28 protein-coding genes and 1 pseudogene are annotated in these 25577 nt (G+C 72.3%); 7 read left to right on the forward strand and 22 right to left on the reverse strand.

Annotated features, from left to right (window positions below):
• Positions 1–38: 38 nt before the first annotated feature.
• Positions 39–302 (reverse strand): hypothetical protein, encoded by a 264-nt coding sequence (locus ABZ881_RS29075; RefSeq protein WP_358488942.1) that lies wholly within the window; start codon positions 300–302, stop codon positions 39–41.
• A 54-nt stretch (positions 303–356) separates the two neighbouring features.
• Positions 357–974 (reverse strand): hypothetical protein, encoded by a 618-nt coding sequence (locus ABZ881_RS29080; protein WP_358488944.1) that lies wholly within the window; start codon positions 972–974, stop codon positions 357–359.
• 2129 nt (positions 975–3103) lie between these two features.
• On the opposite strand from ABZ881_RS29080, the gene ABZ881_RS29085 reads away from it, so the two are divergent.
• Positions 3104–3328 (forward strand): hypothetical protein, encoded by a 225-nt coding sequence (locus ABZ881_RS29085; protein ID WP_358488945.1) that lies wholly within the window; start codon positions 3104–3106, stop codon positions 3326–3328.
• Between the two features lie 25 nt (positions 3329–3353).
• Complete coding sequence (locus ABZ881_RS29090; protein ID WP_358488947.1) at positions 3354–3566, forward strand: hypothetical protein; 213 nt, start codon at positions 3354–3356, stop codon at positions 3564–3566.
• Between the two features lie 212 nt (positions 3567–3778).
• Here ABZ881_RS29090 and ABZ881_RS29095 read toward each other — a convergent pair whose 3' ends face one another.
• The 3 genes and pseudogenes from ABZ881_RS29095 to ABZ881_RS29105 all read right to left on the reverse strand — a co-directional run bounded on the left by ABZ881_RS29095 (position 3779) and on the right by ABZ881_RS29105 (position 5030).
• Entirely contained in the window at positions 3779–4078 is a 300-nt protein-coding gene (locus ABZ881_RS29095; protein WP_358488993.1) for an alpha/beta fold hydrolase, read from the reverse strand.
• Between the two features lie 197 nt (positions 4079–4275).
• Positions 4276–4548, reverse strand: a pseudogene (locus tag ABZ881_RS29100) (alpha/beta fold hydrolase); the annotation flags it as partial.
• Between the two features lie 83 nt (positions 4549–4631).
• Entirely contained in the window at positions 4632–5030 is a 399-nt protein-coding gene (locus tag ABZ881_RS29105; RefSeq protein WP_358488950.1) for a DUF6463 family protein, read from the reverse strand.
• A gap of 87 nt (positions 5031–5117) precedes the next feature.
• Between ABZ881_RS29105 and ABZ881_RS29110 the strand changes: the two genes are divergently transcribed.
• On the forward strand, positions 5118–5669 hold the full coding sequence (locus ABZ881_RS29110; protein WP_358488951.1) for a helix-turn-helix domain-containing protein: 552 nt from the start codon (positions 5118–5120) through the stop codon (positions 5667–5669).
• A 7-nt stretch (positions 5670–5676) separates the two neighbouring features.
• On the opposite strand, the gene proB is transcribed toward ABZ881_RS29110, so the two are convergent.
• The 6 genes from proB to ABZ881_RS29140 all read right to left on the reverse strand — a co-directional run bounded on the left by proB (position 5677) and on the right by ABZ881_RS29140 (position 13706).
• A complete protein-coding gene (gene proB / locus ABZ881_RS29115) occupies positions 5677–6795 on the reverse strand; it encodes a glutamate 5-kinase (RefSeq protein WP_358488954.1) in 1119 nt (372 codons plus the stop codon).
• Between the two features lie 7 nt (positions 6796–6802).
• A complete protein-coding gene (obgE, locus tag ABZ881_RS29120; RefSeq protein WP_358488956.1) occupies positions 6803–8302 on the reverse strand; it encodes a GTPase ObgE in 1500 nt (499 codons plus the stop codon).
• A gap of 98 nt (positions 8303–8400) precedes the next feature.
• On the reverse strand, positions 8401–8658 hold the full coding sequence (gene rpmA / locus ABZ881_RS29125; protein ID WP_344020530.1) for a 50S ribosomal protein L27: 258 nt from the start codon (positions 8656–8658) through the stop codon (positions 8401–8403).
• 12 nt (positions 8659–8670) lie between these two features.
• Positions 8671–8976, reverse strand: coding sequence for a 50S ribosomal protein L21 (rplU, locus tag ABZ881_RS29130; protein ID WP_344020532.1), 306 nt, complete (start codon positions 8974–8976; stop codon positions 8671–8673).
• Between the two features lie 175 nt (positions 8977–9151).
• A complete protein-coding gene (locus ABZ881_RS29135) occupies positions 9152–12718 on the reverse strand; it encodes a translation initiation factor IF-2 N-terminal domain-containing protein (protein WP_358488959.1) in 3567 nt (1188 codons plus the stop codon).
• A 169-nt stretch (positions 12719–12887) separates the two neighbouring features.
• The gene (locus tag ABZ881_RS29140; protein ID WP_358488961.1) at positions 12888–13706 is read right to left on the reverse strand and encodes a TIGR03936 family radical SAM-associated protein; all 819 of its coding nucleotides are present in this window, start codon (positions 13704–13706) and stop codon (positions 12888–12890) included.
• Positions 13707–13948: 242 nt separating this feature from the next.
• Here ABZ881_RS29140 and ABZ881_RS29145 point away from each other — a divergent pair, with 242 nt between their 5' ends.
• On the forward strand, positions 13949–14083 hold the full coding sequence (locus ABZ881_RS29145) for a putative leader peptide (RefSeq protein WP_358488964.1): 135 nt from the start codon (positions 13949–13951) through the stop codon (positions 14081–14083).
• Positions 14058–14579 (forward strand): OsmC family protein, encoded by a 522-nt coding sequence (locus tag ABZ881_RS29150; RefSeq protein ID WP_358488965.1) that lies wholly within the window; start codon positions 14058–14060, stop codon positions 14577–14579. Before ABZ881_RS29145 ends, ABZ881_RS29150 begins: the two co-directional genes overlap by 26 nt.
• A gap of 3 nt (positions 14580–14582) precedes the next feature.
• On the opposite strand, the gene ABZ881_RS29155 is transcribed toward ABZ881_RS29150, so the two are convergent.
• The 4 genes from ABZ881_RS29155 to ABZ881_RS29170 all read right to left on the reverse strand — a co-directional run bounded on the left by ABZ881_RS29155 (position 14583) and on the right by ABZ881_RS29170 (position 18513).
• Positions 14583–15143: a GNAT family N-acetyltransferase gene (locus ABZ881_RS29155; RefSeq protein WP_358488966.1), complete on the reverse strand. Its 561-nt coding sequence runs from the start codon at positions 15141–15143 to the stop codon at positions 14583–14585.
• A complete protein-coding gene (locus ABZ881_RS29160; RefSeq protein WP_358488969.1) occupies positions 15136–17115 on the reverse strand; it encodes a TIGR03960 family B12-binding radical SAM protein in 1980 nt (659 codons plus the stop codon). The genes ABZ881_RS29155 and ABZ881_RS29160 overlap by 8 nt, the downstream gene beginning before the upstream one ends.
• A gap of 60 nt (positions 17116–17175) precedes the next feature.
• A complete protein-coding gene (locus ABZ881_RS29165; protein ID WP_358488971.1) occupies positions 17176–17628 on the reverse strand; it encodes a hypothetical protein in 453 nt (150 codons plus the stop codon).
• Positions 17629–17700: 72 nt separating this feature from the next.
• The gene (locus ABZ881_RS29170; protein ID WP_358488974.1) at positions 17701–18513 is read right to left on the reverse strand and encodes a helix-turn-helix transcriptional regulator; all 813 of its coding nucleotides are present in this window, start codon (positions 18511–18513) and stop codon (positions 17701–17703) included.
• 121 nt (positions 18514–18634) lie between these two features.
• Here ABZ881_RS29170 and ABZ881_RS29175 point away from each other — a divergent pair, with 121 nt between their 5' ends.
• Complete coding sequence (locus ABZ881_RS29175) at positions 18635–19039, forward strand: nuclear transport factor 2 family protein (protein WP_358488976.1); 405 nt, start codon at positions 18635–18637, stop codon at positions 19037–19039.
• Positions 19040–19073: 34 nt separating this feature from the next.
• Here the strand turns inward: ABZ881_RS29175 and ABZ881_RS29180 are convergent, their stop codons facing one another.
• Both ABZ881_RS29180 and ABZ881_RS29185 read right to left on the reverse strand, forming a co-directional pair.
• Positions 19074–20258 (reverse strand): acyl-CoA desaturase, encoded by a 1185-nt coding sequence (locus ABZ881_RS29180; RefSeq protein ID WP_358488979.1) that lies wholly within the window; start codon positions 20256–20258, stop codon positions 19074–19076.
• Between the two features lie 85 nt (positions 20259–20343).
• A complete protein-coding gene (locus ABZ881_RS29185) occupies positions 20344–21405 on the reverse strand; it encodes a ferredoxin reductase (RefSeq protein ID WP_358488980.1) in 1062 nt (353 codons plus the stop codon).
• Positions 21406–21493: 88 nt separating this feature from the next.
• On the opposite strand from ABZ881_RS29185, the gene ABZ881_RS29190 reads away from it, so the two are divergent.
• Complete coding sequence (locus ABZ881_RS29190) at positions 21494–22312, forward strand: MerR family transcriptional regulator (protein WP_358488983.1); 819 nt, start codon at positions 21494–21496, stop codon at positions 22310–22312.
• A 7-nt stretch (positions 22313–22319) separates the two neighbouring features.
• On the opposite strand, the gene dapA is transcribed toward ABZ881_RS29190, so the two are convergent.
• The 5 genes from dapA to ABZ881_RS29215 form a co-directional block, all read right to left on the reverse strand.
• On the reverse strand, positions 22320–23198 hold the full coding sequence (gene dapA / locus ABZ881_RS29195) for a 4-hydroxy-tetrahydrodipicolinate synthase (RefSeq protein ID WP_344020555.1): 879 nt from the start codon (positions 23196–23198) through the stop codon (positions 22320–22322).
• Between the two features lie 88 nt (positions 23199–23286).
• Positions 23287–24063, reverse strand: a complete 777-nt coding sequence (locus tag ABZ881_RS29200) for a hypothetical protein (RefSeq protein ID WP_358488985.1) — start codon at positions 24061–24063, stop codon at positions 23287–23289.
• 69 nt (positions 24064–24132) lie between these two features.
• The gene (locus tag ABZ881_RS29205) at positions 24133–24660 is read right to left on the reverse strand and encodes a GNAT family N-acetyltransferase (RefSeq protein ID WP_358488988.1); all 528 of its coding nucleotides are present in this window, start codon (positions 24658–24660) and stop codon (positions 24133–24135) included.
• Positions 24657–25067: a nucleoside-diphosphate kinase gene (gene ndk, locus ABZ881_RS29210; protein WP_344020561.1), complete on the reverse strand. Its 411-nt coding sequence runs from the start codon at positions 25065–25067 to the stop codon at positions 24657–24659. Before ndk ends, ABZ881_RS29205 begins: the two co-directional genes overlap by 4 nt.
• Positions 25068–25111: 44 nt before the next feature.
• Positions 25112–25426, reverse strand: coding sequence for a Fic family protein (locus ABZ881_RS29215; protein ID WP_358488990.1), 315 nt, complete (start codon positions 25424–25426; stop codon positions 25112–25114).
• Positions 25427–25577: the final 151 nt, after the last annotated feature.

Below are 25577 nucleotides of genomic sequence, written 5' to 3' on the forward strand. Positions count from 1 at the left end.
CCCCGCCCCTGATCAGTGCTGTGCCAACTCGATCCCTATTACACGGGCTCGATCTCGACATCGAAGTGCGCGCTCAGCGCGTCGAGCGCCTCGGCAGTGCTCGATCCTTCGATGCCGAAGTCACCGTGCACGAGAGCCGCGATCTTGCCCAGGTAGGTCAACTGGGCACCGTCCACCAACTGCGGGGCGACACACTTGATAAATGCTTCGAGCCCGCGTCGTTCTGCCGGATCGGCCGTGGTGGCAACGAGCGAGCGCAGCTCGTCGAGCGAGTCGTGTACCTTACTCATCGTCTCAGCCATTCTTGATCTCCTCTGTGCTTCACACACAACCTGCCACCGGTCGACAGCAGGTGGTCATCGATCGGCGCGGATTCTGTGGATCTCGTTGCCGACGGGGATCCCAAAGGTGGTGTCGTAGTGTGCACCCGACGCAAGCATGTCCTGCTCACGCCGACAGATGCTTTGTAGCACCGCCGCGGGTAGTGGCAGATCATTAACCTCAATGGACGGGAAGTCCTTGGGTGATGTTGCCGTCGAGATGCGGATCTGGTCGTTACCGGGTTCGTACGCGGTCTGCTTCGAAGGCGCGAACAATACTGGCTCTGAGCGCACCGTAACGTTGCACAGACCCGCAAAGTGCATGGCTATGCCTTGCGGGACATGCAGCACTCGCCGCGGATCCGGCACGAAGGAGAACGCGATCAGGCTGCGCTGACCGCTATCGATCAAGGAGCGCCTGCAGTCAACGAATCTCGCCGCGATCGTGCGGTCAGGTGGTCCGATGAATGTGAGCCGATCCTCTTGGCCAACGTGCAGGACATACGCCTCGTATGAATCGCGAAGCCACAGATGGAAGTCAGTGACCAGTGGCCCTGGATTTGCGACGAGCGTGTAACTCGCAGGTCCAGTCTCTGCGCAGTAGTTGCTTTCCCAGCGCAGTCCTGAAATTCCGACCGTCTCGCTGTCGTTCACGCTGTCCTCGCTGAACTTTCCGTCGCTGACTTCGGCCGCAGAGTGACATACCTAGTCTGCCCGTCAATGATTACCGGAAACCGAGAGGGGTATCGCCTCAGCTCTCTCAGGGAAATGTGCTGCAACTGGAGCATGAACTCGTACGCTGGCCGAGGAATCGGATACCTATTGACTTGCACGACGGGAAATTCCGAGAGCTCGGTTTCTCGACCGACATTCACCACGTCGTTTGCCATGCTGTAATCGGGATTGTCATCACTGATATACCACTCTGGTTCATCGCGGGTCACGACATTCTGAAGGCCGTCAAAAGTGTGTGCAATACCACGACTAATATAGAGCATCCTCGTAGGGTCGGGATGAAAATCAAATGACACCTTCTCGTGCAGAGTCGGCGAACCCGACCTGCAGTCCACGAAATGCCCCGTGACGACTTGCCGTGGATCGCCGAAGAAGGTAAGTCGATCTGTTTGACCGACATGTATACCGTAGTGCTGATAGGTGAAATCAGGACTGTGCGTAACCACGTCCGCGACTCCCGGACCTTTACTGGAAACCACAGTATAGTAAGTCGCTCCGGGCGAGCTAATAAACAGGGTCGGTTGGAAATACAGGCCGTCGATCCCAGCGTCCATCGCACCCTTGCATACTGAAGTAGTCGAATCGCTCATTCATGCCTCCCGGCAAGCTGATCTTTGCTGAATGAAGGTGCTTGATACATCCTGGACCGACGACAGTGTCGCTGAGATCTGCAGACCTGAAATGAGCCAGCCGTGCCAGGAAACCCGCTTCACGGTCCACTTAGGATAACAGCAGTCAAGGGCCCCCCATCTGATCCGAATGAGTGAACGAGTGGACTGACTCCGCACAGATTTGGCGGACCAGTCTCAGGGTCGCCTCACGAACGAGCGGACAACGTTGCCGTTGGCCGGCAGCCCTCAACAGTAGAGGCCAGCTCAGGGATGTCCTCCGAAACATCCCCTCGCTCTCCCGGAGTGCCGATCCGTGTTCACACGAACCGTCCTGCCCGGGCGAATGCACTCGGGGAGCGACATTTAACGCAGCTCGGACAGATGCCATACATCTGACTCAGCACGATCCGTTCGAACACGAACACGGCAACACTGCCTATGGCGATGAGACAGTTTCGTTCACGCTGGCAGTCTTTAGCGCCAGCCCTCACCCCGGAGCGAACGCAACACGCTGAATCGGGAGACGAAGACCCTGCTGCAGCGGCACATCGCGTCGCCCATATCTTCGATTTTCGCCGCACCGGGCGATAGAGTACGTACTAGTGCGCAACCGCGCGTCCCACACGGAAGCGGGCTGGCCCGTTATCGACGACTCGATCGAACCGACTGTTTCAGACACGACATGCTCCTTCGGGTTGGGTCCGCGAGGATCTGAAGTGCTGGCAACGGCCTCGGCGATACAGCTAGGCCCGTCTCAACAACGGTAGCCGAACCTGCAGCCACTGGTCTATGGAACGGTTCTTGATCAAGCCTCCACCGCAGTCCCCACGATGACGGGAGCTGCTCGTTAACGGTCCACAGCACCCAGCGACAAGTGGCTGCATGGGCCCGCCGTCCGCCTCTACCTGGAGTCCGACCGCAAGTAGGTGATCCGGCAGCTGGCCGAGCAGCTCGGCGTCCACCACGAAGCGCTTCGGGGCCGGATCGGCAAGCCGGGGTAGTCCGAGGCGGATGCCACGACCTCCCGACTACCGCCGAGACCGAGGAGAAGCGCCGACTCCGAAAGGAACCTGTCGAGCTGCGCCGCGCCAACGAGGCCTGCCCACCTTCACCCATCTCGAGATCGGCGAAAGGTAGGAGTTCACCACACACGGCCCGGTGTGGGACGACATCGAGAACGCTGCGCTCTTGGCTGAGCAGCGTTCGCCACCACCGCAAGGCCCACCGCCCCAACGGCGAGCTCATCAGCCTCTGCGCCGCCGTGATCACGCCGGTCTGAATCCGTTGCCCGAGTTCGAGGTCGAGGTCGACGTGAACGTGGCGTCGAACCGGCGGACCACTCAGGGTGCGTGACCAGCGATCTTCCGCCGCCCGACCTCCACCGAACCCGGGGCCGACCAGACCATGACCATGACACCCGTCAGGTAGTCTGCCCGCATGGAGCACGTGGTCGTGGAGCTGGACGCCTCGACGTACGAGCATCTCTGCACCTGTGCCGCCCGGGCCGGCGTGCCGTCGCCGGCCGCCTACCTGGCCAAGCTCGCCCGCCACCATGCTCTTCGTGCCGAGGCCGAGAAGATGGCCACCTGGTACGCCGAGCACGAGGGATACGCCGACCACCAGGTGCTCGAAGCCGAGACTGCCCTGGCAGAGGCCCACTAGCCCGGGGCTCCGTACTGTCCCGGCCATGCGCCGTGGCGAGATCTACTCGTACAACCCGGTGGTCCCGAGACCTGGCCAGAGCGTTCGTCGCCTCATCATCAGCTCGGATGCCCTGCACGTCGAAGGTGTGCCGGTGGTCCTCGGCATCCACCTCGTGGACTCGGACCCCAGCACGCTGCTCGCACCGGCGGTGGGCGACTACTGGGCGCCCGCCTCACGCTCGAGCGTGTGCTCGTGAGCCGGCTCGGGGAACAGCTGGGAGAGGCAACGCCCGACGAGCTCACGGCCGTCGGATCGGCCCTCAAGGCAGCTCTCGACCTGGACTGATCACCACGTTCACCCAGGGCAGCGACCGGGCTGGCCGGGCCTGACCGGTTCGCACCCCGTCACCGTGGTTCGCACCCGTTGCAGCAGGTGTGGACCGCGGCGACGGGGTGCGAACCCGGCCGGTCACGGCCGCGTGTGCTCCACGATCGCCGGGAGCACCACGTCCCACCGCGACCGCGGGGGCGGCTCGTGGCCCGCCCCCGGCACCGGGACCAGCCGTGCCCCGGGTATCTCCGCGGCGAGGGCCTCGCCGTGGCCCGGCGGCAGGAACGGGTCGTCGGTGCCGTGCAGCACCAGCGTCGGTGCGGTGATGCGGGCGAGCCGGTGCCGCCAGGCTCGCCGGCGTCGAGCACGAAGTGGTTGGTGAAGCTCGCCGCGCTGTCCGCGGTCCGGTCGAAGGTCCGCCCGGCGAGCGCGCGCCATCCCTGCTCGTCGAACGGCAGGCTGCCGGTGTAGGCACGTTCGCCCGCGACGTGGTACTCGACGACGGCGTCGCGGTCGGACCAGTCCGGCTCGGCCTGCTCCCCGGTGAACATCGCCGCGAGCGCCGCCGACATCGGCGGCAGGTCCGGCGCGTCGTGCCCGGGCCCGCCGGGGGTGCCGGACATCAGGGTCAGCGTCCGCACCCGGTCGGGGTGGTCGAGTGCCAGCAGCTGGCCGATCGCGCTGCCCATCGACATCCCGACGACGTGCGCGGGACCCGGCCCGAGCCGCTCGACCAGCCCGGCCGCATCGGCGACCAGGTCGCGCAGCACGTAGTCCGGCGCCCCGGCGGGCGTGCTGGTGGACCGGCCGGTGTCGCGGTGGTCGTAGCGGAGCACGCACCGCCCGGCCGCGGCCAGCCGGGCGCAGAACTCCGCGTCCCAGTACAGCATCGACGCCGCCGCCCCCATCACCAGCAGCACCGCCGGGTCGGCCGGGTCGCCGAACGTCTCGGTGCACAGGTCCACGCCGTTCACCCGCTCGATGCGTTCGCTCACGACCGCGGCTCCCGGTCCCCCGCGACGAGCAGGGTGCCGGTCACCGGGACCAGCCAGGCCGGCGAGCGCGGCAGCATCGCGGCGAACGGGATCCCCCAGGCCAGCATGGTCCAGCCGACCGCGGCCGGGACCCGCTCCCGGCGGCGGGCGGACCGGAGCAGGTGCACCCCGAGGGCCACCATCGGGCCGCCGAAGCTGCCCAGCGTCCGCCACAGCACGACGGTCCGCTCGGCCTCCAGCGGCGTCTCCGGTTCCGCGAGGCGGACGGTGTCCCACCAGCCGTCCGCCCACGCCCCGGCCAGCGTCCTCCGGTCCTCCAGCGGGGCGACGACCATGTGGACCGCGCCGAGCCCCACCCCGATCCATCCCGCCGTCGTCGTCAGTCGCCTGCCCATGACCACTCCCATCTATACGGCTGCGTATATTTCGCACCGTAGCGCCGATATACGCTGCCGTACAGATCCGACGGCGAGGAGAGTGCGATGGCGAGGGCCCGGACCCCGCGGACGGCGTGGATCGACGCCGGCCTGGCCGTGCTGGCGGCGCGCGGGCCGGACGCGGTGCGGGTCGAGGCACTGGCCCAGCAGCTGGGCGTCACGAAGGGCGGCTTCTACGGCTACTTCGACGACCGCCCGGCGCTGCTGGCCGAGATGCTCGACACCTGGGAGCGGCGGAGCATCGGCGACGTCCTCGACCGGGTCGAGCGGGAGGGCGGCGACACGCGGACCCGCGCCCGCCGGGCCGGTGAGCTGACCTTCTCCCCCGAGCTGCTGACCCTCGATCTGGCGGTGCGCGACTGGGCCCGCCGGGACGCGGCGGTGGCCGAGCGGCTGCGCCGGGTCGACGACCAGCGGCTGGGCTTCCTGCGGACCCAGTTCGCCGACCGGTTCCCCGATCCGGTCGAGCTGGAGGCGCGCTGCCTGCTCGCGTTCTGCACCGCCATCGCCTCGGACCTGATCCTGGCCCGGCATCCCGGGAACACCCGCGGGGAGATCGTCGACCGGGCCGAGGCGCTGCTGTTCGGCGGCGGCTGAGCGGCCGCTACTGGACCAGCACGAGATCGTCGGCGTGCACCAGCTCGCGGCGCTGCTCGGGCGGCAGCTCCCGGGTCCGGCGGCCGATCATCGACGGCAGCTCGGCGGCGTCGTAGGAGACGACGCCGCGGGCGATCGGCCGGCCGTGCGGCGCGAGCAGCTCGACGACGTCACCGGCGACGAAGTCCCCGGAGACGCCGTGCACCCCGGCGGCCAGCAGCGAGCGGCGCCGGGTCCGGACGGCCTCGACGGCGCCGTCGTCGAGATCGAGGGCGCCCCGGACGTCGGCGGCGTGCCGCAGCCAGAACCGCCGCGCGCTCATCCGGCGGCCGGAGGCGCGGAACGCGGTGCCGACCTTCGGGCCGTCCGGGCCGGTGTCGACGGCGGCGGCGGCCTCCTCGGCCGAGGTCAGCAGCACCGGGATCCCGGCGGCGGAGGCGGTCGCCGCGGCGGTCACCTTGGTCGCCATCCCGCCGGTGCCCAGGCCGGAACCGGGCCGGGTCACGCTGATCCCGGCCAGCTCGGCCGGCTCCTCGACCTCGCTGACCAGCGACGATCCGGCGGCCCGCGGGTCGCCGTCGTAGAGCCCGTCGACGTCGGAGAGCAGCACCAGCGCGTCGGCGCCGACGATGTGCGCGACCAGCGCCGCGAGCCGGTCGTTGTCGCCGACCCGGATCTCGGCGGTCGCGACGGTGTCGTTCTCGTTGACGACCGGCAGCGAGCCGAGCTGGAGCAGGCGTTCCAGGGTGCGCTGGGCGTTGCGGTAGCTGGCCCGGCGGATCATGTCGTCGGCGGTGAGCAGCACCTGCCCGATGCCCTGGCCGTGCCGGGCGAACGACGCCGAGTAGGCGTGCGCCAGCAGGAGCTGCCCGACCGAGGCGGCGGCCTGCTGGGTGGCGAGATCGCGGGGCCTGCGGCGCAGCTGCAGCGGTGCGAGCCCGGCCGCGATGGCCCCGGACGACACCAGCACCACCTGGCTGCCGGCGTCGCGACGGGCCATCAGGGCGTCGACCAGGGCGTCCAGCCGGGCCGGGTCGAGACCGCCGGTGAGGCTGGTGAGCGACGACGACCCGACCTTGACGACGATCCGGCGGGCCGCGCCGATCGCGGACCTGGTCGTGCTCATGCCACCTTCACCGTTCGATCTCGTGGTCCGATGCGTAGCGGGCGCCGGCCGCGAGCTCGGCGTCGGACAGGTGCGCGCGGCGCGCCGCGCGGGCCTGCTTGCGCTCGGAGGCGCCGACCCGTTCGGTGTTCTCCAGCCGCACGTCGGTGCCCCGCCCGGTGAGCAGCGCCGCGACCCCGGCCGGCGTCGAGGGCTCCCAGTCGAACGTCATGTCACCGATGGTGACCGGGCAGCCGGGCACCGCTCCCGCCTTCGCCAGTTCCTCCTCGACGCCGAGCCGGGCGAGCCGGTCCGCGAGGTAGCCGACGGCCTCGTCGTTCTCGAAGTTGGTCTGGCGGATCCAGCGCTCGGGCCGCTCGCCGCGCACCACGAACCCGCCGTCGAGCCCGGTGTCCGGCTCGATCGTGAATCCGGAGTCGTCGACCGCCCTCGGCCGGATCACGGTGCGGGTGGGCTCGGCGTCGGGCTGCGCGGCACGGGCCGCCGCGACCCGCTCCGCCATGGCGAAGCTGAGCTCGCGCAGCCCGGACCGGGAGGCCGTGGAGATCGCGAAGATCGGCCAGCCGAACCGCTCGGCGAGATCGGCGCGGACCATCTCGACGAGATCGGCGGCGTCCGGCACGTCGATCTTGTTCAGCGCGATCATCCGGGGCCGCTGGTCGAGCCGCTCGCCGAGCGCGCTGGTGCCGAGCTGGTCGGCGTAGTGCGCGAGCTCGGCCTCCAGGGCCTCGATGTCGGAGACCGGATCGCGCTCGGTCTCGAACGTCGCGCAGTCGACGACGTGCACCAGGACCGAGCAGCGCTCGATGTGCCGGAGGAACTCCAGGCCGAGCCCGCGCCCGTCGGCGGCGCCCGGGATCAGCCCGGGGACGTCTGCGACGGTGAACGTCGCGTCACCGGCGCTGACCACGCCGAGCTGCGGGACGAGCGTGGTGAACGGGTAGTCGGCGATCTTCGGCCGGGCCGCGGACAACGCGGCGACCAGCGAGGACTTGCCCGCGCTGGGGAACCCGACCAGCCCGACGTCGGCCAGCGAGCGCAGCTCCAGGGTGAAGCTGACCTCCTCGCCGGGCTCGCCGAGCAGGGCGAACCCGGGCGCCTTGCGCGCGGTGGAGGCCAGCGCGGCGTTGCCGAGCCCGCCGCGGCCGCCCTCTGCGGCGACGAACCGGGTGCCCGGGCCGACCAGGTCGGCGACGATCTCGCCGTCGGGATCGAGGATCACCGTGCCGTCCGGGACCCGCAGCTCCAGATCGGGGGCGTTGGCGCCGTTCTTGAACGAGCCCTGCCCCTGGGTGCCGCTGCGGGCGGTGGCGTGCGGGCGGTGGTGGTAGTCGAGCAGCGTGTGCACGCCGGGATCGACGACCAGCACGACCGAGCCGCCGCGGCCGCCGTTGCCGCCGTCCGGCCCGCCGAGCGGCTTGAACTTCTCGCGGTGCACCGAGGCGCAGCCGTTGCCCCCGGCGCCCGCGGTCGCGTGCAGCACGACGCGGTCCACGAAGCGGGACATGGGTGCCTCCTCGTTGCGGTGATGACACGACGAACGGCGGGTCCCCCGGTAACCGGGGTGACCCGCCGTCGGCGTCGTGGACGTGCTGGGCGGGTCGCTCAGACCTCGGCCGGCACGATGTTGACGGTCTTGCGGCCGCGCTTGGAACCGAACTCCACGGTGCCGGCCGCGAGGGCGAACAGCGTGTCGTCCTTGCCGCGACCCACGTTCACACCCGGGTGGGTGCTGGTGCCGCGCTGGCGGATCAGGATCTCGCCGGCCTTGACGGTCTGGCCGCCGAAGCGCTTCACACCCAGGAACTGCGGGTTCGAGTCGCGACCGTTGCGGGAGCTGGACGCACCCTTCTTGTGTGCCATGACGCAGGCTCCTTACTTGCCGATCGCGGTGACCTGGACCTTCGTCAGGGGCTGACGGTGGCCCTGACGCTTGTGGTACCCGGTCTTGTTCTTGAACTTGTGGATCCGGATCTTGGGACCCTTGGTGTGCTCGACGACCGTGGCGGTCACCGCAGAGGTGAGGCCCGACACGTCCGTGGTCACCTGGTCGCCGTCGACGAGCAGCACGGCGGGCAGGCTGATCTCCGCACCGGGCTCACCGTCGAGCTTCTCGACGGTGACCACGTCGTCGACGGCCACCTTGTACTGCTTTCCGCCGGTCTTGACGATCGCGTACATCGCTGACGCACGACTCCTGAAATTCGGGGGCGCTTGCTTGCGCTCGGTCTTCACAGCTCGCGCCGAACCCGGCGCGCACGCCACTGGACTGTGTCGATCCCGGCCAGGCAGGCCGGGACACAGAGGCGTGGCTTCTGTCGGTCAAGGGTACGCGACCCCGTCGCCGGGGCCACACTCACCCCCCGTCCTGGGGCGGACCCGCGGGACGGGAGGCCGCCCTGCGTGCACGACGCGGACGGGACACCACCGCCGGCGGCTCCGGCTGGTCGGGGACGGCAGGTGCGGCGGGGCCGTCCTGTCGCTCCGACGCGTCCGGGCCCGGGGTGGGGGTCGTGATGACGACCGGTTCGACGGTCGCCGCCGGGGCGCCCGCCGTCCGGCTGACCCGGCGACGGCGCGGGGCGGGCTCGGCCGCGCTCCCGCCGGTGTCGCCGGTCGTGGGCCCCGCAGGCGGGGCGGCGGACGCCTGCTCCGCTGCGGGAGCCGCGGGGGGCACAGCGGGATCGGCCGGGGCGGCCGCGGCCGCGGTGCCGGTCACGGCCGCTGCGGGGCCGGCGGTACCGGCGTCGGCCGCGGCGGAGCCGGGCGCGCCGACAGCGCCGACAACACCGACGGGAGCGTCAGCCGCACCGGACCCGGCAGTGCCGGACCCAGCCGCACCGGAGCCGGCGGTGCCGGTCGCACCGGCCGTGGTTCCGTCGGCGGCCGTACCCGCGGCAGCGGGCGCACCCGCGGATCGGGTCGCGGCGCGGCGGCGCCCACCGGCCCGCCCGGTCCTCGGCGCCGAGCCGGTCAGCTCGCCGACCGGCTCGGCCACGGAGGCGTCGTCCGGATCGGTGGCAGGCGCGGGCGCCGGCGCCGGGTCGGTCACCGTCGCGGCCGCGCCACCCCCGGCAGCCGGTCCGGCGGAGACTCCCCCGGCACCCGGGCCGGCCGGGACATCCTCGGCCCCCAGGCCGTCGGTGCCGGGCTCGTCGTCGCCGCGCACACCGAGACCGGCGGCGACCGCCGCCACCCCGGCGACGGCCGAGCTGGTGTCGACGGTCCGGTCACCGTTGCCGTTGCGGTCGGAGCCGTTGCGCTCGGCGCCGTTGCGGTCCGCGGTGGTCTCCTGCGACTCGTCCGGCTGCCCGTTCCCGGGCTCACCGTTCCCGCCGCCGCCCCGGCGGCGCCGGCGGCGACCGCCGCCGTCCTCACCGCTGCCACTGTCCCGGCCACTGCTGCTGCCGCTGTCCCGGCCGTTGGCACTGTCGCGGCCGTTGCCGTTGCTGCTCCCGTTGCCCTGGGAGCCGTTGCCCTGGGAGCCGTTGCCGCCACCGCCGGACCCGCGGCCGTTGCCGTTGCCGCTGCCGTGCTCGACGGGGTCGGTGGAGACGATCACGCCGCGCCCGCGGCAGTGCTCGCACGGGGTGGAGAAGTGCTCCAGCAGGCCCCCGCCGACCCGTTTGCGGGTCATCTGGACGAGCCCGAGCGAGGTCACCTCCGCCACCTGGTGGCGGGTGCGGTCGCGGGCCAGGCACTCGGTGAGCCGGCGCAGCACCAGGTCCCGGTTGGCCTCGAGCACCATGTCGATGAAGTCGACGACGATGATCCCGCCGATGTCGCGCAGCCGCAGCTGGCGGACGATCTCCTCGGCCGCCTCCAGGTTGTTCCGGGTGACGGTCTCCTCGAGATTGCCGCCGGAGCCGGTGAACTTGCCGGTGTTGACGTCGACGACGGTCATCGCCTCGGTCCGGTCGATCACCAGGGTGCCGCCGGAGGGCAGCCAGACCTTGCGGTCCAGCGCCTTGAGCAGTTGCTCGTCGATCCGGTGCTCGGTGAACACGTCGGACGGGCCGGTGTGCCGGTGCATGCGTTCCGCCAGTTCCGGTGCGACGTGCCGGACGTAGCCGGAGACGGTCTCCCAGGCGTCGTCACCGGAGATGATCAGCTTCGAGAAGTCCTCGTTGAACTGGTCGCGGACAACCTTGACCAGCATGTCCGGCTCCTCGTAGAGGAGCGTCGGCGCCTTCGGCGCACCCTTGCCGGTCCGCTCGGACTTCTCCTTGACGATCTCCCACTGCGCCTGCAGCCGGCGCACGTCGCGCTCCAGGGCCTCGTGCGAGACGCCCTCGGACGCCGTCCGGATGATCACGCCGGCCTCGGCCGGGACGATCTCCTTCAGCATGTCCTTGAGCCGCTTGCGCTCGGTGTCGGGCAGCTTGCGGGAGATGCCCGCGGCACCGCCGGAGGGCACGTAGACCAGGAAGCGGCCGGCCAGCGAGATCTGGGTGGTCAGCCGGGCGCCCTTGTGGCCGACCGGGTCCTTGGTGACCTGGACGAGCACCTGGTCGCCGGAGGACAGCGCCTGCTCGATCTTGCGGGCCTTGCCGTTCAGGCCGGCCGCGTCCCAGTTCACCTCGCCGGCGTAGAGCACCGCGTTGCGGCCGCGGCCGATGTCGACGAACGCCGCCTCCATCGAGGGCAGCACGTTCTGCACGCGGCCGAGGTAGATGTTGCCGACCATGCCCGCGCCGGTCGAACCGCCGCCGGTGATGAAGTGCTCGACGAGGACGTCGTCCTCCAGCACGCCGATCTCGGTGCGGTCGGCGAGCTGCCGGATGACCATCTGCCGGTCGACCGACTCGCGGCGGGCCAGGAACTCCGCCTCGGACAGGATCGGCGGGCGGCGCCGGCCGGCGTCGCGGCCGTCCCGGCGGCGCTGGCGCTTGGCCTCGAGCCGGGTGGAGCCGCGGACGCTCTGCACGCCGTCATCGGCGGCCGAACCGCCGCCGGACTGCTCCTGCCGCGCCTCGCGGACCTTCGTCACGGTGTTCGGCGGGTCGTCCTCGGAGCGGTCCTCGACCTCGGAACCGCCACGCCGGCGGCGCCGGCGGCGGCGCCGCGAGCCGGACGGCTGATCGTCGCTCCCGCCGTCGGAGCCGTCGGAGCCGTCGGAGCCGTCGGAGCCGTCGTCGGGGTCGTCGTCGCCGGCGGACCGCCCGGCCTCGTCGGCTGCGCCGTCGTCGTCGCCGGACTCGCCGTCGCCGTCGTTCTCGCCCAGGTCGTCGCCGCCCTTGCCGCGGCCACGGCCGCGGCGGCCGCGCCGGCGCCTGCGGCGGGCGCCCTCGTCGTCGTCGTCATCGGTGCCCGCGTCGGGACCCGGGTCGGGCTCACCGGTGGTCGTGTCGCCGGCGGCCGGGGTGTCCTGCTCGTCGGCGGACGGCGCGCCGGCCCGGTCGTCGTCCCGCTTGCTCTTGCGGCCCCGGCGCTTCCTGCCGCCGGTCTCCTCCTCGGCGGCGGGGGCCTCCGGCTCCGCGGGAGCCGGCGCCGGCGTGGTGGGCGCCTGGAACATCGGCATCGCGAACACCGGGGCGAGCGGCGCCGCGGCCGGCTCCGGCCGGTCGCCGGACAGCCCGGACGGCTCGGGTGTCCCGGGGGCCTCCTCGGCAACCGGCTCCGGCGCGGCGGCGACCGAAGGGGCATCCGGCTCCGCAGGCTGCACGGCCTCCGGCGCCGGGTCCACCGCCGGGGCCAGCGCGGCGGCGACCTGCTCGGCAGTCGCCCGGGTGATGCTGGACTGGGCGCTGCGGATCTCGTGGCCCAGTCCGCTCAGGGCGCCCAGGACGTCCCGGCTGGCCCGGCCGAGCAGCTTGGCCAGTGCGTGGACCCGCATCTTGTCCGGCAGGTCCTGGATGGGCGCGGGCTCCGACACACCGGAGGGCCCGCCGGTGCCACCGGCGGGCGCGTCGTTCACGGACATTCAGCTCCTTCGCCCCCGGGCGCCTCACGTCGGAGGCGGCCACGCAGGGACCTTGCGCGTACTCGTTCCGCAGCTCGCGCGGGTGCGCGGTGCGGCACATCTGGTGTCGCTGCCCCGGATCTCCGGGGTGGTTGCTCGACGACGCGCCGGCAGCTCCTCGCCGCCCGTGTCAGGACGTTCCGGGCCGGCCCCGGGTCGCCGGTGCCGATCCGAGCGGATCCACCAGGTCGCCCCCGTCGTCGAGCAGGCCCTGCGCCAACCGGGTGGCCGTCACCGGAACCGGTGGCGTCAGGTCTGCGACAACGCTGAGCGCACCCAGCACGTCATCGGGTCGAACGGTCGGTGTGGTCTGCCGAACGACCGTCGTCAGTATCGCACAGCCGGTGGCCGCCTCCGGGGAACCCGCCGCCTCGGCCGCGGCATGATCGGCCGGCTCGCCGTTCACCTGCGGTTCGACCGCCAGTGCCACGAGCGCCGCCCGGACGTCGATCTCCTTGCGCCCGGACGGTGTGACCCGGGTCACGACGACCGAGTCCCGCTCCAGGAGCGCGGCCGCCGCGGAGGCGATCTCGTCGTGCGGCACGCCGCGGATCTCCAGCCGCCACCGGGCCGCATCGATCCGGTCGGCCAGCGCCGGTGGTTCGGCGACCGCGATCGCCAGCACATCCAGCCCGTCCGGCAGCGCCCGGTCCAGCGCCGCGCGGACCAGCTCGGGATCGATCTCGCGGGTCAGGCCCATCTCGACGTACTCGGCCTCGCTGGCCGCACCGGTCGGCGCCGCCCCCACCCAGGACAGCCGCGGATGCGGACTGAACCCGTGCGAATGCGACACCGGGACGCCGGCCCGGCGCACCGCCCGCTCGAAGCTGCGGGCGATGTCGCGGTGCGACAGGAAGCGCAGCCGGCCCCGCTTGGCGAAGCGCAGCCGCACCCGCTGCACCGTCGGTGGTGCCGGGTTCGCCGCCGCTCCCGCCTTCACGCGCGCCATGTCCGGGAGTCTAGGAGCCCCAGCCGGCCGCGGGCGCCGCGCGGTAGCGGTCCTGGTCCTCACGACCACGTCCATGATCGCCGACGTGGTGCGTCCGGCCACGCGGATCGCGGCCCTGCGCACCGGCACGGCGATCACATCGCTGTCCGGACGGGTGTCCCGGCCGGCGGACATCGCGTCGCACCCGGTCCCGGGACGTCGTACGGTCACCGACGCAACGATCCCCCTCTCGAGGAGACCCGATGTTCGTCGGCGTGCGACGGCGCCACGTGGACCTGCTCCGCACCGCGAGCGCGACCTGTCGCGCCCGCCGCAGCCCCGACCCGTCGCACCCTTCCGAGAGGACCTCCCGTGACCAGCACCCAGACCCCGCGTGACGCCGCGCTGAGCGCGATCGTCACCGCCACCACCCACGCCGTCGACGCCGACCCGGACAACGCGCACGCGCTGTTCCGGGCCACCGGCTCCGGCGGCGACGGGGTCCGATCCGAGATCCGGATCGGCCGCCACGACGTGGTCGTCGACGAGCCGCCCGCGCTCGGCGGCGACGACGCCGCCCCGAACCCGGTCGAGTTCGCGCTCGCCGGGCTGCTGTCCTGCCAGGTCGTGACCTACCGGTTCTGGGCGGCGAAGCTGGGCATCCCGCTCGACGACGTGCAGGTCGACGTCGAGGGCGATCTCGACGTCCGCGGCTTCTTCGGCCTCGACGACGGGGTCCGGCCCGGCTTCGGCGAGGTCCGCCTGGTCGTCGACCTGCGCGGCCCCGCCTCCGACGAGGACTACCGGCGGCTGCGCGAGACGGTGGACGCACACTGCCCGGTGCTCGACCTGTTCCGCAACCCGACGCCGGTCAGCACCACCGCACCGGCCTGAGCGCTACTGCTCCAGCACGAGCAGCGTGTCGCCGGCGGGCCGGAACCCGGCCCGCCGGTAGAACGCCGTGCTGCCCGCCGTCGGGGCCAGCATCAGCCGCCGGTAGCCGCGGTCGCGGGCGTGCGCGACGACCGCCGCGAGCAGCGCGCGCGGCACCCCCGCCTCGGCGAACGCGCCGAGCACGAACGCGTTGCCGACCTGGCCGGTCCGCGTGCCGCGGCCGCCCGGACGTGGCATCTGCACGGTCTCCAGCACGTTGATCGAGCCGATCGGGGTGTACCCGGCGCGCTCGCTGCCCGCCTCGGCGATCCAGAACGCCCGGCGCGGCTGCTCGACCCGCCACCAGGCGGCGAACGCCTCCTCGAACCCGGGATCGGCCACCGCCCGGCCGGCCCGCTCCTCCAGCCACTGCCTGCGCAGCCGGGCCAGCCCGGCGACGTCGCGCTCGTCGGCGACCCGCACCCGCAGGCGCCTGCCGCCGTGCTCCCACTCGGAACCGCGGGCGCCCGAGCCCGGATCGGGGATGGAGGACAGGCCGTTCGCCGCTCCGGTCGTCTCAGTCACCCGATCCCTGCCGAGACCCCGGCGCCATCGCGCCCGCCGACGCCGTCGGGTTCACCACGGTCAGCGGCAGCAGCGTGGTGCCGCTCGGGCCCACCTCGATGTCGGTGCCGGTGGACGGGCACACGCCGCAGTCGAAGCACGGCGTCCAGCGGCAGTCGTCCTGCTCGCGGCCGGCCAGCGCGTCCTGCCAGTCCTCCCAGAGCCAGTCCCGCTCCAGGCCGGAGTCGAGGTGGTCCCACGGCAGGATCTCGTCGGCCTCCCGCTCGCGGGTGGTGTACCAGTCCAGGTCGACGCCCATCGGCTCCAGCGCCTCGGCCGCCGAGTCCACCCAGCGCCGGTAGGAGAAGTGCTCGGACCAGCCGTCGAACCGGCCGCCGTCGCGCCAGACGCGCTCGATCACCGCGCCGACCCGGCGGTCGCCGCGGGCGAGCAGTCCCTCGATCAGCGAGGGCTCGCCGTCGTGGTAGCGCATGCCGATGTTGCGGCCGATCTTCCGGTCGGCGTTGACCGCCTCGCGCAGCTTGCGCAGCCGGGCGTCGACGACCTCGGGATGGCACTGCGACGCCCACTGGAACGGGGTGTGCGGCTTCGGTACGAACCCGCCGATCGAGATGGTGCAGCGGACGTCGTTGCGGCCGGACGCCTCCCGGCCCGCCTTGATGACGCGGTGCGCCATGCCGGCGATCTCCAGCACGTCCTCGTCGGTCTCGGTCGGCAGGCCGCACATGAAGTACAGCTTGACCTGCCGCCAGCCCTGCGAGAACGCCTCGGCACAGGTGCGGATCAGGTCGTCCTCGGACACCATCTTGTTGATCACCCGGCGGATCCGCTCGGAGCCGCCCTCGGGGGCGAAGGTGAGCCCGGAGCGGCGGCCGTTGCGGGAGATCTCGTTGGCCAGGTCGATGTTGAACGCGTCCACCCGGGTGCTCGGCAGCGACAGCGAGGTGTTGGTGCCCTCGTAGCGGTCGGCCAGGCCCTTGGTGACCTCGGCGATCTCGGAGTGGTCGGCCGAGGACAGCGAGAGCAGGCCGACCTCGTCGAACCCGGACGCGCGCACGGCGTTGTCGACCATCTCGCCGATGCCCTGCAGCGAGCGCTCCCGGACCGGCCGGGTGATCATCCCGGCCTGGCAGAACCGGCAGCCGCGGGTGCAGCCGCGGAAGATCTCCACCGACGCCCGCTCGTGCACCGTCTCGGCCAGCGGGACCAGCGGCTTCTTCGGGTACGGCCAGTCGTCGAGCTCGACGGTGGTGCGCTTCTGCACCGACGCCGGGACCCGCTCGTCGGCCGGGGTGACCGAGGCGATGGCGCCGTCGGCGCGGTAGCCGACGTCGTAGAGCGACGGCACGTAGCAGCCGGGCGTCCCGGCCAGCCGGACCAGCAGCTCGCGGCGCCCGCCGGGGCGGCCCTGGGCCTTCCAGTCCCTGACGACGTCGGTGATGTCCCCGACGACCTCCTCGCCGTCGCCGATCGCGGCCACGTCGACGAAGTCCGCCACCGGCTCCGGGTTGAACGCGGCGTGCCCGCCCGCGACGACGACCGGATGGGTCTCGTCCCGGTCCGCCGCGTGCAGCGGGGTCCCGGCGAGATCCAGCGTGGTGAGCAGGTTCGTGTACCCGAGCTCGGTGGAGAACGAGACGCCCAGCAGGTCGAAGTCGCCGATCGCATGGTGCGCGTCGACGGTGAACGCCGGGACCCCGTGCTCGCGCATCAGCGCCTCGAGATCGGGCCAGACCGCGTAGCAGCGCTCGGCGAGCGCGTCGTCCCGCTCGTTGAGCACCTCGTAGAGGATCTGCACGCCCTGGTTGGGCAGGCCGACCTCGTAGGCGTCCGGGTAGAGCAGCGCCCACCGGACGTGCACCGAGTCCCACGGCTTGACCTGCGAGTTCCCCTCACCGCCGACGTACTGCACCGGCTTCGAGACACGGGGCAGGATCGACTCGAGGGCGGGGAAGACGGAGGTGGGTGCCACGCTGAACCAGGGTAGCCCCGTCCGAACCGGACGACCCGGCGGGTCGGCGCGGTCGCCGGCTCAGTGCACGATCGGCCCGCTGCCCGGCGCCGGGCCGGGCCCGGCGGCACCGCTGCGGGGTGCGGGCCGGGCGGCGGCCGCACCCGGCCGGGCCACCAGCGCCGCGACCAGCAGCACCGCCCCGATCCCCGTCCCCACCTGCATCAGCACGAGATCGGCGATCCCGCCGGAACCGAGCAGGCCGTACGCCGTGCGCGGGTCCAGCATCGACAGCGCGCCGAGGGCCAGCAGGGCGGCGCCCGCGGTCACCGGCGCGGCGGGCAGCCGGTGCGCGGCCCCGGCGAGCACCCCGAGCACCGCACCGCCGAGCAGCACGGCCAGTGCGCCGACCGGCAGATCCTCCAGGCGCATCATCATCATCGCCCGGCGGGTCGACTCCAGGCCGTGGCCGAGCAGCGCGATCCCGATCCCCACCCCGACGAGCCCGCCGACCACCCCGTTGACCGTCCGCATCGCGACTCCCCCACCGGCGTTCCCCCAGGACGGAACGGACACTAACCAACCGGTACCCCGCTCCGGACGCGTTCAGGACAACTCCCCTGATATCGCGTGCAGTGCCGCGCGGGTCGCGTCGTCGGCGGGCAGGAAGGTCTCCAGCGCCAGCTCGGCGAGTGTGACGTCGTGCGGGGCGCCGAAGGTCGTCATCGTCGAGTGGAACGTCAGCGGCCCCACCGGTGAGTCGAGCGCCATCGGGAGGAGCACGTCGGATCCGGGCGAGGGCAGCGCGGTCGCCGGCGGTGCCGGGTAGCCGCGGCACTCGGCGAGCAGCGCGCCGAGCCGCGCGTCCGCGGTGACCCGGACCTGCCGTTCCAGCCGGTGCAGCAGGTGCTCGCGCCACTGCGCGAGGTTCCGGATCCGCGGCGCGAGGCCGCCCGGGTGCAGGCAGGCCCGGTAGACGTTCACCGGCGGCCCGAGCGCGGCCGGATCCAGCCCGTCGAGCAGAGCGGCGACCGACCGGCCGGCCAGCTGCACGTCGCCCCAGCGGTCGACGACCAGCGCCGGATACGGGTCGTGCGCGGCGACCAGCCGGTCCAGCGCCTCCCGGACCGGTGCGAGATCCGGGTCGTCGAGCGGGCGCTCGGCGTAGGCGGGCGCGAACCCGGCGGCCAGCAGCAGCGCGTTGCGCTCACGCAGCGGGATCTCCAGCTCCGCGGCCAGCGCGCCCAGCAGCTCCCGGCTCGCACCGGAGCGGCCGGTCTCGACGAAGCTCAGGTGCCGGGTGGAGACGCCGGCGGCGAGCGCCAGGTCCAGCTGGCTGCGGCGCCGCCGGGCCCGCCAGAACCGGAGCATCTCCCCCGGCCCGGCGTTCCGGGACGGCCGGACGTTCGCGCTGGTCACCGGGTCCACGCTAGCCGCGCCCCGGCCCGGCGACGACTACCTCGCGGGTCATCGCCACGCCCGCCGGTGCACCGCACGCTGGGCAGCGACCGGCACGACACCGACCAGCAGGGAGCGCACCGTGACCGACCCGACGACCGACCCGACGACCGACTTCGCCGCACTCGCCCAGCGCTACGTCGACGCCTTCAACGAGACCGACCCGGCCGCCCGCAGGCAGCTGGTCGCCGGCCTGTTCACCGCGGACTGCCGCTACGTCGATCCGCTCGCCGACGTCACCGGGCACGACGGCGTCGACGGCTTCCTCGGCGTCGCCCAGGACCGGCTGCCGGGATTCGAGTTCCGGCTCCTCGACACCGTCGACGCGCACCACGACCGGGCCCGGTTCCGCTGGCAGGCCGCGCCGCCGGAGGTGTACGCGACCGGCGCCGAACCACCGGTGATCGGGTTCGACGTGGTCGTGGTGGACGCCGACGGCCGGATCGGCCAGGTGCACGGGTTCCTCGACCGGGTGCCGGCGCACTGAGCCTGCGCACCGGGCCTGCGCACCGGAGCCGTGCTCAGCGCTTCCCGTTGGGCAGCGCCAGCCGGTTGATGGTGCCGAGCACCTGCAGGTACTGCGTCCAGAGCGGGCCGGAGGTGTACTCCAGGCCGTACTCCTCGCAGAGCGCCCGCACCTCGGGCGCGATCTCGGCGTAGCGGTTGCTCGGCAGGTCCGGGAACAGGTGGTGCTCGATCTGGAAGCTGAGCTGGCCGGTCATCAGGTGGAAGAACCGGCCGCCGTCGAGGTTCGCCGAGCCGAGCAGCTGACGGACGTACCACTCGCCACGGCTCTCGTCCGCCAGCTGCTCCTCGGAGAACTGCACCGCGCCCGCCGGGAAGTGCCCGCAGAAGATCACCGCGTGCGACCAGATGTTGCGCACCACGTTCGCGGTCAGGTTCCCGGCCAGCACCGGCAGGAAGAACGGGCCGGCCAGCGCCGGGAACGCCAGGTAGTCCTTGAACACCTGCCTGCCGGTCTTGCGGCCGATCGACTTCACCTGCTGCCACACCCGCGACCAGGGCTTCTGCCCGGCGAGGACCTTCTCGACCTCCAGGTCGTGCAGCGCGACGCCGTACTCGAAGAACAGGCTCAGCAGGAAGTTGTAGAGCGGATTGCCCAGGTGGTAGGGCGTCCAGCGCTGCTCCTCCGAGAGCCGCAGGATCCCGTAGCCGACGTCGCGGTCCTTGCCGACCACGTTGGTGTAGGTGTGGTGCAGGTAGTTGTGCGAGTGCTTCCACTCCGTCGACGACGAGACGTTGTCCCACTCCCAGCTCGACGAGTGGATCTTGGGGTCGCGCATCCAGTCCCACTGGCCGTGCATGACGTTGTGCCCGATCTCCATGTTCTCCAGGATCTTGGCGATCGAGAGCATGGCCGTGCCGGCGATCCAGGCCGGGGGCAGGACACCGGCGAACAGCAGCGCCCGGCCGCCGATCTCCAGCGCCCGCTGCTTGCGGATGACGTCCCGGATGTAGGCGGCGTCGGACGCGCCGCGCTCGGCGAGGATGCGGTCCCGGATCGCGTCCAGCCGGCGGCCCAGCTCCTCGATCTGCTCGGCGGTCAGCCGGGTGGTGGCCTGCACGTCCTCGCGCCGGCTGGAGGGCACGAGCTCCAGCACCGGGCGCTGCGGTTGCCGGACGGCGGTCGTCTCGTCCGGGCCGGGCTCCCGGCCGGTGACGGACGTGTCGAGCGTGGCGGTCATGGCGGACCTCCTCGGGTCGATGTGGCGCCGGGCCGGACGATCCGGACCCCGGTGACGGTGCTGCGGGCCGGGACGGGCCCCGCGGTCAGGGCAGGTCGATGCTGGCCGGCCCGCAGGCGGAGTTGACGCAGGTCTGGACGAGATCGCCGGGCTCGCCGTGCGCCTGCCCGGTCCGCAGGTCGCGGACCCGGCCCTCGCGCAGCGGCAGCACGCAGCCGAAGCAGATGCCCATCCGGCAGCCGCTGGGCATGATCCGCCCGGCGGACTCGCCCGCCTCCAGCAGGCTCTGGCCCGGCTGCACCTCGACGGTGCCCGTACCGAACTCGACGGTGCCGCCGGTCCCCTCGCTCGCCCGTGCGGGCGGGGTGAACCGCTCGACGACGACGTCGTCCCAGGCGTCGGTGAGGGCGTCGAGCAGCCCGTCCGGGCCGCAGGCGTACACCGTGCGATCGGCCCGGTCCGGGACCGCCGCGTCCAGGCTCGCCGGATCGAGCCGGCCGGTGACCCCGCTGTGCCGCTGCACCACGCGCAGTCCGGGGTGCCGGGCGGCGAGCCCGGCCAGCTCGGCGGCGAAGATCGTGTCCTCGGGGGTGCGGGCACTGTGCACCAGCACCGTGTCGGGCATCGGCGCGGCGCCCGCATCGAGCGTGCGGAGCATGCTCATCACCGGGGTGATCCCGCTGCCCGCGGTCACGAACAGCAGCCCGGCCGGCGGCGGATCGGGCAGGGTGAACCCGCCGTCGGCCTGCTCCAGGTCGACCACGGTGCCGATCGGGAGATCGCGGACGAGCTTCGTGGAGACCACCCCGCCCGGCACCTCCTGCACGGTGACGGTGAGGTAGCGGGCCCCCTCCGGGGAGGACAGCGAGTAGCTGCGGCGGTGCCGCACCCCGTCGACGTCGATCCCGACGCCGACGTACTGACCTGCCCGGTGCCCGGCCCAGGCCCGCCCGGGCTCGATCGTGACCGACACGGCCCGGCCGGTCTCCCTGCGCCGGGCGACGACCCGGCCGCGCAGCGACGTCGTCGACCACAGCGGGTCGAACAGGGTCAGGAAGTCCTCGGGCAGCAGCGGCGTCGTGAGTGCGCTCGCAGCGGCCAGCAGACGCCCGGACCGACCGGGCGCCGGAGCAGCGGAACGGAACATGACATCAACTCTGCACAACTTGATGTCACATAGCAAGGCGCAATGGTCGATCGTCTGTGTCACATGATGCGCTGCTATGGTTCATGTCATGGTGGACGAGCACGCCGATCTGGAGGGCTGGCGCACCATCGACGAGCTGGCCCACGCCAGCGGAGTCACGGTGCGCAACATCCGTGCCTACCAGTCCCGCGGGCTGCTCCCGCCGCCCGAGGTGCGGGCCCGGACCGGCTACTACGGCCCGGGGCACGCCGCCCGGCTCGAACTGATCAAGGACCTGCAGGACGAGGGCGTCAAGCTCGACACCATCAAGAAGCTGCTCGACACCACCGGCGGCTCCACCGAGCAGGTGGTGCAGTTCATCCGGACCGTCCGCGAGCTGTTCGCCCCCGAGACCCGGCAGATGGTGCACCTCGCCGAGCTCGCCCAGCGCTACGAGTCGACCGACACCGGCCTCGCGAAGCGCGGGGTGAAGATGGGCCTGCTGCGCGAGGTCGGCGACGACACCTACGAGGAGATCAGCCCGCGTCTGATGACCGCCGCCGCCGAGCTCACCGGCCTGGGCATCCCGATCAACCGCTCGCTCGACGTCGTCGAGCAGGTCCGCAAGCACGCCGACGCCGTCGCGAAGCTCTACGTCGATCTGTTCCTCGGCGAGATCTGGCAGCCGTTCGACGCGTCCGGGCGGCCGGACGACCAGTGGCCGCGGGTCTACGAGACGATCGAGCGGCTGCGCCGGATCTCCGGCGAGGTCATGATCGCGGTGCTGGAGCTGGCCGTCGCCGAGCGGGTCGACGTGACGTTCGGCCGGGACATCGTGCGCAACGTGCGCACCAGCAGCGCCGGGCCGACCAGCGGGCCGGACGCCGCGGACCCGGCGGCCGGGCCGGGGGGGCCCGACCCGGCCTGACCGCCGATCAGTTCAGCAGGCCCGCGGCCCGCAGCGCCGCCCGGACGTCCTCGTGGTGCCACTCGTCCAGCGGCACCAGCGGCAGCCGGATGCCGCCCGGCATCAGGCCCAGCTCGGCGAGCGCCCACTTGACCGGGATCGGGTTCGGCTCGGAGAACAGCGCCGAGTGCAGGCCGGCCAGGTCGGCGTCCAGCGCGGCCGAGGTCTCGGCGTCCCCGGCGACGGCGGCCTTGCACATCCGGGCCATCGGCTCGGGCGCGACGTTCGCCGTGACCGAGATGTCGCCGTGGAAACCGGCCAGCATCGACGCGCGTGCGGTGCCGTCGTCGCCGGAGTAGAGGGCGAAGTCGTCCAACCCGAGCGCGACCAGCTCGCGCACCCGGTCCAGATCGCCCTTGGCCTCCTTGAGCCCGACGATGTTCGGGATCTCGGCCAGCCGCGCGACCGTCGACGGCAGCATGTCGCAGGCGGTCCGGCCGGGCACGTTGTACAGGTACTGCGGGATCGCGACGGTCTCCGCGATCCGCTTGAAGTGCTGGTAGAGGCCCTCCTGCGGCGGCTTGTTGTAGTACGGCGTGACCAGCAGGGCGCCGTCGGCGCCCGCGGCGCGCGCGGCCCGGGTCAGGTGGATCGCCTCGTCGGTCGAGTTCGCACCGGTCCCGGCGATCACCGGGACCCGGCCGTTCGCCACCTCGATCGTGCGGCGCATCACCTCGGTGTGCTCGAGCACCGACAGCGTCGACGACTCGCCGGTCGTGCCGACCGACACGATGGCGGACGTGCCGGCGTCGATCTGCCGTTCGACGAGCTCACCGAGCGCGGAGTGGTCGACCTCGCCGTCCTCGTGCATGGGGGTCACGATCGCGACGATGCTTCCGGTGATCATGCCGAACCTCCTGGTACCTCTGTCGTCGCGGCCGACCGTAGCAAGTGGCCGGGAGAGTTCCAGCGGGTAACGGCCGCTCCGGCGGGGCTCAGCCGAACGCGAGCCGGGCCGGTTCGACCGACCGCCGGATGCGGCGCGCGGCCTGCACCGCGACCAGCACCGCCGCCACCACCGCGACCAGCACCACCGCGATCGGCCGGTCGTTCGCCGCGATCCCGGCGAGCGCCCACACCACGGCCGCGGCGAAGCCGGCGAACCCGGCCGTCGTGCCGATCACCGACAGCACCACCGCGGTCAGCATCACCAGCAGCAGCACCGCCGCCGTCTGCGGGAGGGCGCCCTCGCCCGGCAGGCCGACCGCGACCCCGGCCGCCATCAGCCCGAGCAGCAGCGCCCCGGACGTCCAGCCCAGGTAGAGCGCCACCGGCAGCCGGAACGCCAGCCGCTCCGCCCAGCCCTGCGCGGTCTCCCGGGACAGCCGCCCGTAGGTCACCGCCAGGACGACGACCAGCACGATCAGCACCACCTGCGCGGTGATCACCCAGCCGTTCGAGAACGCCAGGATCCACAGCGGGTTCAGCACCGCCGACGCGGCGAGCCACCAGCCGACCCGCCGGTGCACCGCCCGCCCGCGCTGGCCGGGCAGCAGCGCGTACCCCGCGTAACAGAGGAACCCCAGGTAGATCAGGCCCCAGATGGAGAACGCCCAGCCGGCCGCGAGCAAGGGCGTGTCGTAGGCACGGGCGACCTCCCCGACGCCGGTACCGCCGAACGCGGAGACCAGCACCTGCACGATCGCCAGTGCCGCCACGACCACGCCGCGGACCAGGTCCGCGGTGGTCGGGCGGGGGGTGAGCACCGTCATCCGCACATGGTGAACCTCAACCGGCCCGTCTGCCATCCGGCCAACGGGCGTCACACGATCATCAGGTCGTCAGGAGGTCAGCGGCAGCACGAAGAGATGGACGTCGCGGGCGTCGTCCGGGGCGAGCCGGACGCCGCGCGGGAGCCGCCCGTACTCGACGAAGCCGCGGGCGGCGTAGAAGCCGGGCAGCGCCGTCCCGCCGCGGGCGCCGAGCGTCAGCATCTCGACGCCCATCTCCCGGCCGAGCGCGACGGCCGCGTCCAGCAGGACGGTGCCGAGCCCACGGCCCTGCAGCTCCGGCCGGACCATCAGCCGCTGCACGTCCGCCCGGTGTGCGGCGATGCCGCTGCCCCGGGCGAGGAAGACGGTGCCGTCGGGGGCGGCCGGGTCGCCGAGGACGATCATCCGCAGCGCCCCCGACCGGACGTCGTCGATCGTGGCCGCGGCCAGGTCCCGGATCTCGGCGGGATCCCAGCCGGGCACGAAGTCGACCGCGCCACCGGTCTCGGTGACGGCGATCCAGAGCTCCCCGAGCGCGCGGGCCGCGTCCGGGTGCGGGTCGACGACCCTGCGCGGGACGCCGACCTGCGCCGTCACAGGTTCGGGAACCAGAGCTTGATCTCCCGGTCGGCCGAGGACGGCGAGTCCGAGCCGTGCACCAGGTTCGATCCGGTCTCCAGCGCCAGATCGCCCCGGATGCTGCCCGGTGCCGCCTTCTCGACCGGGTCGGTGCCGCCGGCGACCTGCCGCCAGGCGGCGATCGCCCGCGGGCCCTCGACGACCGCGGCGAGCACCGGGCCGGAGGTGATGAAGGAGATCAGCTCCTCGAAGAAGGGCTTGCCGTCGTGCTCGGCGTAGTGCTGGGTGGCCAGCTCGCGGTCGACGGTGCGCAGATCGAGCGCGACGAGATCGAGGCCCTTGCGCTCGATCCGGGAGACGACCTCACCGACGAGCTTGCGCTGGACCCCGTCGGGCTTGACCAGGACGAGAGTGCGTTCAGTCACGCCCGCCAGGGTAACGACGGCCGGTGCCGGCCCCGGACCCGGTGTCACGCACCGTCGGTCAGGCCACGCAGCGCCGCCGCGATCAGGTCGAGCTCCCGCAGCCGGGCCTCGGAGACCGCGATCACCAGATCGAACACGGCGTCCTGGTCGGTGCGGATGCGCTCCCCGTTCAGCACGAGGCAGACGGCGGTCACCACCCACGCCAACCGCTCGTTCCCGTCGACCGGCGCGTGGTTCGTGCAGACGCTGTGCGGCAGCGCCGCGGCCTCGAGGTGCACCGTCGGATAGGCCTCCTGCCCGAGCACGGTCGTCGCGGGGCGGGCGAGCGCCGACTCCAGGAGCCCGAAGTCGCGGACCACCGGTTGCTCGCCGAGTGCCGCCTCCGCGAACCTCAGGACGTCGGCCAGCTAGATGAGATGCCCAGGCACGTTGGTCGAGATCGTGTGACGACACGGTCTGATCTGTAGACGGGCGAAGGCCTCCCGGGTGTGGAGTGGAGCTGTCTAGGAA

The organism is Pseudonocardia sp. NPDC046786, assembly GCF_040645415.1.
In the GTDB taxonomy this organism is placed as follows: Bacteria; Actinomycetota; Actinomycetes; order Mycobacteriales; family Pseudonocardiaceae; genus Pseudonocardia; species Pseudonocardia kongjuensis.